The sequence below is a fragment of the Rhizobium sp. R339 genome, assembly GCF_002211395.1.
GTDB lineage: Bacteria > Pseudomonadota > Alphaproteobacteria > Rhizobiales > Rhizobiaceae > Rhizobium.
The window spans coordinates 953,539-966,901 of the sequence record NZ_LOKV01000001.1 but is presented as its reverse complement, the minus strand read 5'-3'; the positions used below and the strand labels follow the sequence as shown (position 1 = coordinate 966,901).

The 13,363-nt window shown below is 60.5% G+C and carries 12 protein-coding genes; 7 read left to right on the top strand and 5 right to left on the bottom strand.

Annotated elements, in window-relative coordinates:
* The first annotated feature begins 175 nt into the window (after positions 1-175).
* Positions 176-1,270, top strand: coding sequence for a hypothetical protein (locus tag ATY76_RS04805; RefSeq protein ID WP_210199512.1), 1,095 nt, complete (start codon positions 176-178; stop codon positions 1,268-1,270).
* A gap of 296 nt (positions 1,271-1,566) precedes the next feature.
* Here the strand turns inward: ATY76_RS04805 and ATY76_RS04800 are convergent, their stop codons facing one another.
* Positions 1,567-2,265 (bottom strand): hypothetical protein, encoded by a 699-nt coding sequence (locus tag ATY76_RS04800; RefSeq protein WP_088673585.1) that lies wholly within the window; start codon positions 2,263-2,265, stop codon positions 1,567-1,569.
* A gap of 118 nt (positions 2,266-2,383) precedes the next feature.
* A complete protein-coding gene (locus tag ATY76_RS04795; protein ID WP_088673584.1) occupies positions 2,384-3,106 on the bottom strand; it encodes an SOS response-associated peptidase in 723 nt (240 codons plus the stop codon).
* Positions 3,107-3,263: 157 nt separating this feature from the next.
* On the opposite strand from ATY76_RS04795, the gene ATY76_RS04790 reads away from it, so the two are divergent.
* The 6 genes from ATY76_RS04790 to dusA all read left to right on the top strand — a co-directional run bounded on the left by ATY76_RS04790 (position 3,264) and on the right by dusA (position 9,523).
* Entirely contained in the window at positions 3,264-3,650 is a 387-nt protein-coding gene (locus ATY76_RS04790; protein WP_088673583.1) for a GNAT family N-acetyltransferase, read from the top strand.
* Between the two features lie 112 nt (positions 3,651-3,762).
* Complete coding sequence (locus tag ATY76_RS04785; protein WP_088673582.1) at positions 3,763-4,230, top strand: DUF3828 domain-containing protein; 468 nt, start codon at positions 3,763-3,765, stop codon at positions 4,228-4,230.
* A 392-nt stretch (positions 4,231-4,622) separates the two neighbouring features.
* On the top strand, positions 4,623-7,400 hold the full coding sequence (locus tag ATY76_RS04780) for a cadherin domain-containing protein (protein WP_088673581.1): 2,778 nt from the start codon (positions 4,623-4,625) through the stop codon (positions 7,398-7,400).
* Between the two features lie 23 nt (positions 7,401-7,423).
* Positions 7,424-7,624: a hypothetical protein gene (locus tag ATY76_RS04775; protein ID WP_088673580.1), complete on the top strand. Its 201-nt coding sequence runs from the start codon at positions 7,424-7,426 to the stop codon at positions 7,622-7,624.
* A 507-nt stretch (positions 7,625-8,131) separates the two neighbouring features.
* Entirely contained in the window at positions 8,132-8,344 is a 213-nt protein-coding gene (locus ATY76_RS04770; protein WP_003540801.1) for a cold-shock protein, read from the top strand.
* Positions 8,345-8,524: 180 nt separating this feature from the next.
* Positions 8,525-9,523: a tRNA dihydrouridine(20/20a) synthase DusA gene (dusA, locus tag ATY76_RS04765; RefSeq protein WP_088673579.1), complete on the top strand. Its 999-nt coding sequence runs from the start codon at positions 8,525-8,527 to the stop codon at positions 9,521-9,523.
* A gap of 433 nt (positions 9,524-9,956) precedes the next feature.
* On the opposite strand, the gene ATY76_RS04760 is transcribed toward dusA, so the two are convergent.
* The 3 genes from ATY76_RS04760 to ATY76_RS04750 all read right to left on the bottom strand — a co-directional run bounded on the left by ATY76_RS04760 (position 9,957) and on the right by ATY76_RS04750 (position 13,335).
* Positions 9,957-10,757, bottom strand: a complete 801-nt coding sequence (locus ATY76_RS04760) for a glycosyl hydrolase 108 family protein (RefSeq protein WP_190233587.1) — start codon at positions 10,755-10,757, stop codon at positions 9,957-9,959.
* A 233-nt stretch (positions 10,758-10,990) separates the two neighbouring features.
* Positions 10,991-12,421, bottom strand: a complete 1,431-nt coding sequence (locus ATY76_RS04755; protein WP_088673577.1) for a virulence-associated E family protein — start codon at positions 12,419-12,421, stop codon at positions 10,991-10,993.
* A gap of 17 nt (positions 12,422-12,438) precedes the next feature.
* Entirely contained in the window at positions 12,439-13,335 is an 897-nt protein-coding gene (locus tag ATY76_RS04750) for a CHC2 zinc finger domain-containing protein (RefSeq protein ID WP_088673576.1), read from the bottom strand.
* Between the last annotated feature and the right edge of the window lie 28 nt (positions 13,336-13,363).

Here is a 13,363-nt window from a genome sequence, read left to right as displayed (position 1 = left end):
GTTTAGGGCCTATAGTGATTCCTGGATAGCAACCAGTTTACGGCGAGTATATACATCCATGCAACAAGCGTTATATGCTGGCGTGGCCTTCTAGGCTAAAAATATTCAGTGGGGCCAGCTGCTATCTTTTGAAAGTATCATTGACTCAGGCATTACGAAGACTAGGAGAACGAAAGTGGTGGAGGTCATCCATAAGCTTCGAGACGTTTACGGTGTCGGGCGCGATATGCCGCTGAACTATGTGACACGCAAAGACGTTGATGACGAATTCATTTCCAATTTAACACGCGACAAACACATCGTTATATTTGGATCATCTAAGCAAGGAAAAACAACGCTCCGAAAACACTGCCTAAATGAGGACGATTATATTGTTGTGTCATGCCTGAACACAATGAGCGTTGACGATCTTAATGGAGCCATCCTCAAGGCAGCAGGATACCAAATTGAGCAGACTCAAACCCGCACCGTCGGAGGCCACTTGAAATTTGGGGCCGAATTCAAAGGTGAAGGAAAAGTTCCACTCGTAGCCTCGGTGAACGCCGCCGCCAAAGCAGAAAAAGAGAAAACCGAACAGAATTCCATTGAAGTGACGCGACTTGAAATAGACCTACACGATGTTAATGACATTGTAATATCGTTAAAGGAGATCGAATTTCGCAAATTTATAGTGTTAGAGGATTTTCATTATCTTCCCGTTCAAACACAACAGGATTTTTCATTTGCATTGAAAGCCTATCACGAAAACTCCGCGATATGCTTTATAGTTGTCGGCGTGTGGAGAGACAAAAACAGGCTGATTTACTACAACGGTGATCTAACCAATAGAGTCGCGTCGGTTGACGCTGACGCGTGGACGAAAGAAAGCCTAGCCGAGGTCGTAAATGCTGGACAGTATCTTCTGAATATAACATTTGATCAAGCTACAGTGGAGCAGATCATAAACCACAGCGCCGAAAGCGTTTCTTTGCTCCAGGAGGCGTGCTTTAAGATATGCGAACGTGATGGAGTGATCGAGACACAAAGAGAAAACAAAATCGTAGGATGCGGTGTGAATGTGCCGGATCTGATGCGCGAGATTGTGAATAATCAATCGGGACGGTATTCAGCATTCATTACAAATTTTTCGGAAGGCTTCCAGCAAACCGAATACGATTTGTATCGCTGGCTGATGTATGTCGTTCTCAGTGTCGATGCTGGCGATTTGCAGAGCGGTATTCGGCGAAACGTCTTTTCTAAAAAGAAAAGCACGCTGCTGGGGAAAAATTGAATGAAGGCAACATCACGCAGGCGTTGCAAAGCTCGGCATCGCTTCAGGTGACCAAGAATGTGCGCCCTATTATTATCGACTATGATCAAACTACTCGTGTACTAAATGTGGTAGATCGAAGTTTTCTTATTTGGCTGTCAATGCAAAATCGAGAGGAATTAATTCAAGAACTTGGAATTTAGAAGTGTTGGACCACACCGAGCACGACTTCGTAGTATCTTAGGTTGCGACATTCCTTCTGAGGGCAGGCCGAAAGCTGCGGCTCAGTGAAGCGTCATGGCCGCTCCGCTCATCACTCACCCACCACCAGTCCTCTCCACGCCCTTCACCAGTGCAAAATAAATCCGCTCCACCCGACAGGCCGCACTCCTGGCGCTCGCCTCGTAGCCCGCCGCCGGCCAGCCGCGCCTAGGGCTCCCGTCGGCTGTGACGAGCCAGTACCAGCGCTCCTCATATCCCGTCAGCTCGATCTTGAAGATCCGCCCCATGCAGGCATCGCCGTGGAAGCCGATGAAATCGTCGCCGGGTTTTTCCTTCCAGGCGTGGCGCCATTTGCCCCTCGGTGTCTCATCGCTGAGGATCATCTCCCAGCTCTTCCAGCCATTATAGTCGGACTTGGCCGTCAGGGAGCCGTCATAGGGCCTCCGGTCGATCGTCAGGCAGGCCTCCAGAAACTCCGCCACGAGATCGCAGAGGGTCCGCCATGCCTCGTCACTGCGCCGTGCCAGGCTGTAGGCAAGCTCATCGGAAACATTCCTCAAGGCTGCCGCGACGGCGGAGGCGACGCCCTCCTTGCTCGCCGGTTCGCCGCGCAGGCTGATGCAGAGATAGGTGCAGAGAAATTCCGCCGTATCCCGCGCGATCGGTTCGATGATGTGAAGATTGCGGCGCTTGCCGATATCATAGCCGCCGAAATCGCGGATGCGGCGCTGTGACTGTTTGCGCAGGGCATTGTTGAGGAACGACCTCAGGAGCGTTCCAATATCGTCTTGCATGCGTTGTCCTCTCCTCGTGAGGATGTGTTTGCCGCATGGTTTCGTGAATGGCTCCCGTCCGAGCCGGTGAATGGCAGAGGATTCCGGACGCAAGGCCGCCGCCACGGCCGGAATTGCTCTAGATCAGCGTCGGTTCGGGATCGTCCTCGACTTCTTCGATGATGTCGGGCCTGTCGTTCTTCGGCGAGCCGACATCCCGGCCGATCTTCCACATCGTCATCAGTTCGGCCGGGAAAGGCTTCATCAGATCGTGCGGATCCGGCTCGGGAGACAGCCAGCGCTCGTAGTCCTCGCGATGCAGGATGACGGGCATCCGGTCGTGGATGTCGGCCATCATTTCGTTCGGCTCGCAGGTAACGATGGCGAAGTTGCGGATCGACACGCCGTTCGCGTCCTTCCACGTCTCCCAGATGCCGGCGAGTGCGAAGGCCGAGCCGTCCTGCATGCCGATGGCATAGGGCTGCTTGTTCCGGCCGGTGCCATGAATATCCTTCCATTCGAAGAAGCCGTTGATCGGCACAAGACAGCGGCGTGAGCGGTAGGCGGCGCGGGACAGGCCGTTGGAGCCGATTCCCTCGCAGCGGATGTTGACCGGCGGCGGCCGGCCGCCCGGCTTGGCCCAGGAAGGCATCAGGCCCCAGCGGGCGACCGCGAAGATCGGGCCTGCTATATCGGGTTCGCGCACGATATCCCTGATGATAACGGGATAATCCTGCGACGGCGCACCGTTCCAGCGGGGAAAGCGATTGCCAAGCCCGTCTATATCCCCGCCCTTCACCGCGAAGGGAAAATTGCTGATCAGCTCGTCAAGCGATGTCTTGACGAAGATGCGTCCGCACATGGGCTCTCTCCGCAGCCGAATATTAGATGTTCTGATTATGTTCCGTGGCGGGACCGAGTCAACGGCGCCTCAGTTGTGCCCTTGCGGGAATGCGCCTCGGCATGCTTCCTCGTGCGACAAGCCTCCATTGATGTGCGACACCAACTGAAAGACCACCATGCCCGAACTCCGCATCGACCCCTTCCCTTCGCCCGTCGAGCTCAACACCCTCTGGTCCGCCGCCTGGAACACACCCCAGGCACCCGACTTCTCCCGCATCCTGCCGCGCAGCCTCACCCATATCGGCGCCTATCACGAGGGCAGGCTCGTCGGCTTCGTCAATGTCGCCTGGGATGGCGGCATTCATGCTTTCCTTCTCGACACCTGCGTTCACCCCGATATGCGGCGTCAGGGCATCGCGACGCGGCTGGTCAGGGAGGCCACGCGGATTGCCCGCGAGCGCGGCGCCGAATGGCTGCATGTCGATTTCGAGCCCCACTTGGCGTCCTTCTATCGCGCCTGCGGCTTCCGGCCGACCGAAGCCGGCCTCATCAAGCTGGCCTGAGGCCTGCCCGTCATTGATCGGCAACAACTCGCCCTAGCTTGAGCCCGAAAAATGCCGCTCCACCTGCCCGCGCGACTCCGCTATGGATAGGTTCCCGCAAGGAGGAGCCCGCATGCGCCTGTCCAGATTCATCCTTGGCCTCGCCCTCTCGGCGCTCATCGCCTCGCCCGCTCTGGCCGAGACCTACAAGAGCCCGAAGGCGCTGCTGCGGGCGCTCTACAGCTTCGATGCCGCAAGCGCCGATGACGACGGCCCCTCGCCCTATTCCGCTTTCTTCTCCGACCACCTGAACGAGCTGCTGCAGCAGGATCTCGACAACACGCCGGAAGGCGAAGTCGGCGCGCTCGATTTCGATCCTGTCATATCAGGCCAGGATGGCGAGGCGAGCGACGTCGAGATCGGCCAGCCGATCCTCATGGACGACCGCGCCGAGGTCGAGGTCGAGTTCCGCAACGGCGAAAAGGTGACGCTCTATTACACGCTGGTCAGGGAACATGGCGGCTGGAAAATCGACGACATCGCCGACCAGCAGGGCGACGCGCCCTGGAGCCTCGGCGCGTTGCTCGGCGACGACAGATAGGCAACCGCCGCCGACGCTGCCCTGCGCCCGAGCGCAACGGGCGCCCACACTACTCCTCTATCCCTAGCGAGGATGGCCGCTCTATACGGCAACGCCGCCGCATGCCGGCCAAAATACTCCCACATCTATACCGCGAATTATATGTGTCATTTCGGGACATAAATTAAAAGACTAAAATACGACTTTTGGTTTGCAAATTCAAAGTCGTTCCGCAGTATTTCCGCCTTACTTTTTCGTTAAAAAATCAAGAAAAAATCACAATTTTTCATTGAAAACTTGTTTACAGATTGGCATAGATCCCCGAGGGGTTGTCGACCGTCGGGCCAATAAACAGTTCTTTCGGGGATTTCTCATTTTTCAGAGTACAACGCATCTATTGGGGGCAAGTCTATATGGCCGTGAATATTCTGGACACCAACGGCGCAACAATAACCAAGACCGGCGCCGAGTTCGAAGCCTACGATGTCATCCGCAACTCCGCAGCCAACCCATCCGCACCTGTTACTCTTCAGGTTTCTGGTTCCGGCGCGGCAGACCTCGCCGATGAGCTGGGAGCGATTTCCGCAGAGGTGACAGGCTCAGCAAGCGCCAATGTCATCACAACGGGCGCAGGCAAGGACACCATACGGGGTGGCGGCGGCGCAGACACGCTGAGCGGCGGATTCGGCGACGATTTCCTCGATGGTGGAACCGGCAATGACACACTGAATGGTGGGGACGGAAATGACCGGCTGTTCGGCGGCCTCGGCAATGACGTCATCAAAGGTGGAGCGGGCGATGACACAATTGTTGACGGCGATTCTTTTTCGGACGTCACTGAGACTTTCAATATCGATGGCGGTATTGGCAATGACACTGTGGCTATATCGAAGGGTACCTTCACTACGGTATCCGGAACAGTCGACGGCGGCGCCGGCATAGACAAATTACAAGCCGCCGATATCACGGGCCTGACGATCAAGAACTTCGAAATCCTCGAGACCGGGCCACAGACTGTGCTCGCATCGACTGCACAGCTTGAAAGCTTCGACAAGATCGTCAGTCAGTATCAGGGCATGGACATCACCATGAGCTTGACAGATAGCTCGCATGTCGATCTCTCCGACGAGCTGACAAGCGGCACAGTGCACATCTATGGCAGAGTCTCGGGCATCGACGTCACCACCGGGAGCAGCGAAGACCGCTTTTACGGAACGGACGGCAACGATATTTTCAACGCTGGCGCGGGAAATGATGTCTTAGACGGCAAGGATGGAAATGACCTGCTGATCGGTGGTGAGGGCAACGATTATATCTACGGCAGAGCCGGAAATGACGTCATCAGAGGCGGAACGGGCGACGATATAATCGTCGATGGCGATGTCTTTTCCATCGAAGCGTCCGGAGTCTTCGATATTGATGCAGGCGACGGCAATGATAGCATCGACTTAGAGACCTACGCTGTCGCATTTTCTGGAACAATCGATGGAGGCGCCGGCACCGACAAGCTGCAGACTTCCAAGCTTAACGGCCTGACGATCAAGAATGTCGAAATTCTTGAAACCGCGGGGTCGATAGTTTCCGGGTCGGCCGCGCAGTTCGAGAGCTTCGACAAAATTGTCTATAACGAGGGCGAGAGCAACCTCCTCGCCCAGCTGACGTTGACCGACAGCGCGCATCTCGATCTTTCCGAAGAACTTGCAAACCGTGGGGCGGACATCAAAGGCACCGCCTTCGGCATCGACATCAAGACCGGCGGCGGCAATGACCGGTTGACCGGCGCTGGTGGTAACGACATTTTCGACAGCGGCGCAGGCAATGACCAGATTTTCGGCGGCGCTGGAAATGACGTCATCAGGGCTGGCGCAGGCGACGATGCGATCACCGATGGCGACAATGTTTCCACCGCTCCTGAAGCCTTCGATATCGACGCCGGCGACGGCAATGATGCCATCAACCTGCAGTCTCACTCTTCCGCGCTTTCCGGAACGATCGATGGCGGAGCCGGCACGGATACGCTGCGTGTGATCGAGCCGACGTTGGCCCCCGGCACGGAATTCATCGGTCTTGCCGGGTTCACTATCAAGAATGTCGAAATTCTCGAAACGGCGGGAGCCGAGGTTCTCGCTTCGGCCGCCCAGTTCGAAAGCTTCGACAAGATCGTCAAATACGACAAGCCGGGTTATGAGAACGATGTGCTCGCGCTGACGCTGACGGACAGCGCCCGTGCCGATCTCTCCGACGAGCTGGCAAACCGCCATGTCGATATCTTCGGCACCGCCTTCGGCATCGACGTCAAGACCGGCGGCGGTGACGACTACTTCTTCGGGACCGATGGCAACGACAGGTTCGAAGGCGGCGCCGGCAACGATGCGCTGTTTGGCGGCGCGGGCATCGACACGGCGGTCTTCGCTAGCAATTTCGCCAATTACACCTTCGCGATGAACAACGGCGATCACGTCCTGACCAGCGCCAAGGAAGGTGTGGACACGCTGCGCGACATGGAATTCGCGCGCTTTGCCGACGGCGTTTACGATTTCACCAAGGGAACGTTCGCGCCGGACGCCAGCAACAGCGCACCGACCAATATCCAGCTCTCGAAAACCGCCCTCTCCGAGAGCACCCCGATCTGGACCACGGTCGGCCTGCTCAGCGCCAAGGACGCCGACGGGGACGTCCTCACCTACAAACTGCTCGACGGCGCCGACGATCACTTCCGGATCAACGGCAACCGCATCGTCACCTCCAAGGCTCTGGATTACGAGACGGCGAAGTCCCACACGATCAAGGTCGCCGTCTCAGACGGCAAGGTCACGGTCGAGAAGGACATCACGATCAGCGTCCTCGACGTCAACGAGGCGCCGGCCAACAAGGCGCCTGTCAATCTCGCCTTCTCGCGCAGCTCGATCTCCGAGAATGTCGCGATCGGCACCTCGGTCGGCCTGCTGACGGCACGCGATCCGGAAGGCGGCACGGTGAAGTGGCGGCTGACGGATGATGCCGATGGCATCTTCAAGCTGGTCGGCAACAAGATCCAGACCAAGGCCGCGATCGACTACGAAAGCACCCACAGCCTGACCTTCACCGCCGAAGCCTATGACGCCGCCGGCAACGCCACCAGTCACGACTTCACCATCGCCGTGAAGGACGTCTTCGAGCCATCGAGCCTGCTGCACGACGCTTTGATCTAGCCGCGTCCCCTGATGACGCAGACTTGCGTCAGAAGAGCTTCGATATCGAGCGCCGCATCCACAGGGATAGCGGCGCTCGCTTTGTGAGCACGCCGTTTGCCGGCACCTCGAAACTGCGGCCGCAGCTTGCTGCAATCCCGGCGGGCGAATCACGCCTGCTCGACACCAGCCCGCACGAAAGCGCGTCGCGCAAAAGTGTGCGCGATTTTGCGCGACGCGCGTAAAAACAAAGACCTAAAGCGCGGCGAGCGAATCTGAAAGATCGCGATGTGCTGAGCAAACTCGCCTTCAATGCGATTATCTTTCCGCATCAACTACTTCTAAGGGAATCCGCGCCGCCGCTCGAAATCCGCCGCTCGCACCATTTCGGCACGCAATCCCGATATGGCACAGGCATGCAAGCAGTCGCTAACTTTTCGTCAAGTAACTGAATCTTCGGTATTTCCTGTCATAATAACCGTCATGCCACAATAAAGCCGCTTGCTTTTTGCCCGAAATGCTGGCACGAATTCAATCACTCGGGCATTAGCATGCCGGTGACTGGACTGATGTGGCAATCCCTTCCCCTCAAGGAAGGGGTCGGGACGACCCGCCTGCGTAGACGTTCTTTCCCCGTACGTGACTTCTCCGACTGACCCTTCGTCCCAACCCCAATCAGGACGAAAGCTAAAGCCGTCCGCTTCCTCTCGGGGGCGCGGATAACCACAGACTAAGGGAAAAGGACTATCCCAATGGCCACCAAGGGCACCGTAAAATTCTTCAACCAGGACAAGGGTTTTGGTTTCATCACGCCGGACGGCGGCGCAAAGGACGTTTTCGTTCACATTTCTGCGCTGCAGGCTTCTGGCATCCAGTCGCTGCGCGAAGGCCAGCAGGTCACTTTCGACACCGAGCCGGATCGCATGGGCAAGGGCCCGAAGGCCGTCAACATCTCGGCTTCTTAAGTCAGAATATCGCTTCGGCGGCAAGAACGGCGCTCCGCAAGGGGCGCCGTTTTCGTTTGTGCTTCCGCAATTTGTCGATCGCAGCCGCAAGTGTTATATGCGCGCTTGATATGAGACCGCCCGCGCCGCGATGACCGGCGCCTGATCCCGGCGCTACAGACAAGGACCAATGAAATCTCGATGACGCAGAAGCCGATATTCGCGGTTGCCCCGATGATCGACTGGACGGATCGGCATTGCCGGTATTTCCACCGCCAGATCAGCCGAGAGGCGCTGCTCTATACCGAGATGGTGGTGGCCGATGCGATCATCCACGGCCCGCGCGAGCGCCTGCTCGGCCATGATGCGGCCGAACATCCGCTGGCGCTGCAGCTCGGCGGCTCCGACCCGACCAAGCTTGCCGAGGCGGTGCGGCTCGCCGAGCCCTATGGCTACGACGAGATCAACCTCAATGTCGGCTGCCCGTCCGACCGCGTTCAGTCGGGCACCTTCGGCGCCTGCCTGATTCTCACACCGGAGACGGTGGCCGAATGCGTGGCGGCGATGAAGGCGGTCGCGACCGTGCCGGTGACGGTGAAATGCCGGATCGGCGTCGACGAGCAGGAACCGGAAGAGGCGCTGCCCGCGCTGATAACCCGCGTGCTCGATGCCGGCGCCGACGCGATCTGGATCCATGCGCGCAAGGCATGGCTGAAGGGCCTCAGCCCGAAGGAGAACCGCGAGATCCCGCCGCTCGATTACGAGATCGTCTATCGGATGAAACAGCGCTGGCCAGACGTCTTCATCGGCATCAACGGCGGCATCCGTACGCTCGACGAGGCCGAGGCGCACCTCGCCCATGTCGATGGCGTCATGCTCGGCCGCGCCGCCTATCAGAATGCGGCGATTCTTTCCGACATCGACCATCGCTTCTTCGGCGCGCCGGCCGCCGAGCCGGACTGGCAGGCGCTCTGCGACAGGATGATGGCCTATGCCGAGCGCCACATCGCAAGCGGCGGCCGGCTGCAGCACGTCGCCCGCCACATGGTCGGCCTCTTCACGGGCCTGCCCGGCGCCCGCCGCTACCGCCAGATCCTCTCCACCGACGCCGCGAAAACCGGCGCCGGTCCGGAAGTGCTGGCTGCGGCCTTTGCGGCGGTGGATTTTTCCGGCGCGGAGCCGGAGGCGGTGAGCGCATAGCAGATCCGCTGCGCCCCCCAAGAGAGCTTCACTTCGAAAGACGAGGCGGGCGCTTGGTGGTTGATTGATGCAAGGAGCAACGCCGAGCGCGTGCTTCGAGGCTCCGCCCTTCGGGCTGCGCACCTCAGCATGAGGGAACGTTGGAGATTGCCGCGCCGTTGGCAAACACCGACAGGATGCCGCAGCTGCCGCTGGTGCCTGAGCAGATCCGCCAACGCCCAAGAGAGCCTCATCCTGAGGCGCCCCGCAGGGGCCTCGAAGGACGAGGCGGGCACGCTGGCGGTGGATGGATGCAGGGAGCAGCGTCGAGCGCGTGCTTCGAGGCTTCGCCCTCCGGGCTACGCACCTCAGCATGAGGGACGTAGGAGGATGTCGCTCCCAGGATGCGATCCATAGGATCGCTGAAGGCCTATCCAAGACCGTCCCGCCCTGCTCAATCCACCTTCGCCAACGCTTGATAAGCGGCAGCCCGCTCCCTGTTCCGCCGCGCCTTCAACACCAGCAGCCCCGCAACTGCCACAACGACCACGACAATCCCCACGATCAGCAGCCAGTTGATCTCGCCGCCAGCCGCCATGTTCGAGCCGGCGCCGCCGGTTGCGAGCGCGGTGGTTCCGCCTGCGGTGCGCCGCTGCTTCTTCGAGACCGCGTCCGCCTTGGCCGCCTCCCGCGAAAGCGCCCCCTTCGGATCGGCATGCGCCGACGCCGCGAGCCACATGGCAACGCCCCTCGCCTCGACATCGGCGACCCGCTTCGACCATCCGCCGCGGAAGGTCGCCCAGGTCTTCAGCCCCTGGAGAAAACTCAGACGCCGGGCACAGAGCGACTGGATCGCCCGTTTGAGATCGCTCGTCGCCGCCTTCTTCAGCGTCTCGCCGCCGACCACGCCATCGGTCGTCGCGCCGACCACCGCCTGCAGCGCCTTTGCCGCCCGCGTCGTGCCGGAATTGACGCCGAAATCGAATGTCACCAGATCGAGACCTGCCGGCAATGCTTCGGCGCCGAGCGGCCGCCAGTAATTCCGCTGATAGATCGGCGTCACATCGGCGATCGTCAGCCGCGATATATCGAGATTGGGATAGCTCGCGGCGGCGATGCCGTATTTCGTGCCTTTCAGCGTGCCCCTGCCGACGGCGCCGCCGGTCCAATTCCCTGGATCGCGCCTGTCGCTGGTGAAGCCGCCCTCATAAGCCAGCGTGATCGGCAGGCAGGCGGACATATTTCCCTTGGCCATGACAATTTTCCCTTCGGATAAAATCGCCACAACCATTGCCGATGAAGAGTTGTCGGGATCGAACACTTCTGGCCATCACTTACATCAATCCTCCGCGACGAGCGCCACCGCGCCGCAAGGGCCTGCCCCACGCCGCCCTCGTGGTTCGAGACGGCCCCTGAGGCCTCCTCACCATGAGGACTATCTCCGGCGCTTGCCGCTTCCCCCTGCCACGGCCGAAAACCCACCGGATCTTAAAACACCTGCTCCTCCTCCCCATCCCCAGCAAACGACGGATGGCGAAAAACCACCCGGTCCTCGCCGCCCCTGCGGTCGCGGCTGGCGGCCCAGCCGAGTTTCTTCATGATGCGGCCGATGCGGCCGGCGTGGCGCCAGTCGGCGTCCTTGGGCGAGATGCCGAGGCTCTTCAGAATATCGAACTGCGAGACCGATCTCTGGCCCTTCAGCGTCGGCGCGATCACCTCGACCCAGACATCGACATCCGTGCGCTTCTCCTGCTCGGCAACGACGGCGGGCTGCTCCTCCTCCTGCACCCACCAGGGGGTCTTGGCCGTGTAAAGCGCCACGGCCTCCGCCCAGAGCTGGTCGCGATCGGCGGCAATCGCCTCGATGTCGATGCGCCCGACGGTCAGCGGCCAGAAGCTTCGCCCGCCGGTCGTGTCCTTGAGATAGGGGTTGCCGTCGGGATTGATCGTGCCGCAAAGGCAGACGCGGCGCGGCGCCTCGATCACCGATCGGCCGTAGGGCGGACGAAAACGATCGGTCTGCTTGCGCAGGAATTTCTTCACCGCGCTGGTTTCCGAGGCGTTGAAGCGGTGCATCTCCGCGACCTCCAGGCCCCAGACGCCCTGCATCTCCATCATGGCATCCTTCGAGCCAATATCGGAGAGTTCGTCGGTGAAGAAATCATCGCCATAGAGCATGCGTACGGCGGTGGATTTCCGCGCCCCCTGCGGCCCTTCGAGGATCGGCATCGTATCGACCTTGCAGCCCGGCTGCAGCCCGCGCGCCACGCTGGAGATCAGCCAGCGCATGCCGACCGTGCGGGCATAGGGCGTATCCTCGATGCCCATGTAGTAGGTCAGCCAGTTGTGCAGCCGCGGCTTGCGATCCCAGACCAGGCCTTCGAGATAATCGGTCAGCCGGTCGAAGCGCGCATGTTCGGCCACCGTCTGGATCACCGGGGCGATATTGGCGACCTTCGGCGTCATGTCGTTGGCCTCCAGCCACATGACCGCCTCGCTGTAATCGCGATCCTGCAGCGCGCGCTCGCGCCAGCTGCCTTTGACCGGATCCCATGGCGGCCGGCGCATCAAGACGACGCCCATCCTGAAAGCATCGAAGGCGAAGACGCCGGAAAGATCTGGGTGACGTTCGAGGAACAGCGCCCAGTTGCGGGTGGCGCCCGGCTTGATCCTGCCCTTCTCGCCGCGCAGCAGCTCCATCTGCCAGTCATCACAGGCCATGGTTTTGCCGGCAGCCGCAGGCCGCGCCTTGTGCGCGGTCTCCACGGCCGGCGGCGTCCATGGCCGCGCCGCATCCCGGAGAAAGCCGGACAGCTCGTCCTCGGTCCAGCCGTCGGCGACGGCATCGGCCGCATCCCAGCCCTTCGGCGGCACGCGTCCGGAGAGCCAGTCGGCATGGAGATAGGGAGGGGATGGCATGAGTGCTGCGTGCCGCCCTACCGAACGACGTCGAGGACGCGGTAGCTGCAGCCGAGGCCGGTGAGGATCGCGCCGATATCGTCAGCGGCCTTCAGCCCGGATATCACGCCCGTTTCCGGATGCGGCCGGTCGGCGTCCGGCCACATCACCACGTTGCGGCCGGCAAGCGGCGACCAGTCGGCATGTTTGACGCCCTGGACGCCGCCCGGCCAAGAGATGACGGTGCGCCCGGTTGCCGCCGAGAGCGCATCGCGGCACTTCTCACCCTCGACGACGAGGACCGCCCTCGCCGCGCCCAGCCTGTCGAGGCCATAGAGCGGGCGCGGCTTCGGAAAGGGAAACCGGCACCATGCCTCGCTGCCGTCAGGCAGCCGCACCCACATGACCATCGGCGTCTCCTTGCCGCCCCGGCCAAGCTCGTGGCGCAGGACATAGCCGATCAGGCCGCCATCCTGCCCGCGATAGGGAAAGACCATGGACGGAGCGAAGCTTCCCCATTCGGATCGTTCGCCTCGGCGCTTCGGATTGTAGAGACGCACCGGCCTGCCGCATTCGATCGGCGCTGCAGGCGGCGCCAGCGGTACGATGCCGGCATAGGGCTCGAGCATCGGCGCCCGCGCAGGCGCGGGATCGGGCGCGGCGGCCCGGCCGCCGAGCATGCCGAGCGCTTCCGCGAGATCGATACCTTTGATCTTTCTAACGAAATCGATCACGTCGCCATGCGCGCCGCAGCCGAAGCAGTGAAAGCGCTCGATATGATCCTTTCCGGGAAAGATGGTGAAGGAGGGCGTCGCCTCGGCATGGAAGGGGCAGCAGGCGACGAATTCGCGCCCTGCCCGCTTCAGCGCCACGCCATGGCGGGCCGCCACCTCGGACAGGCAGGCCTCGCGCCTGATACGTTCGACTTCGGTCATATCCGACCCCTGATCTGGTCGTTGTGAT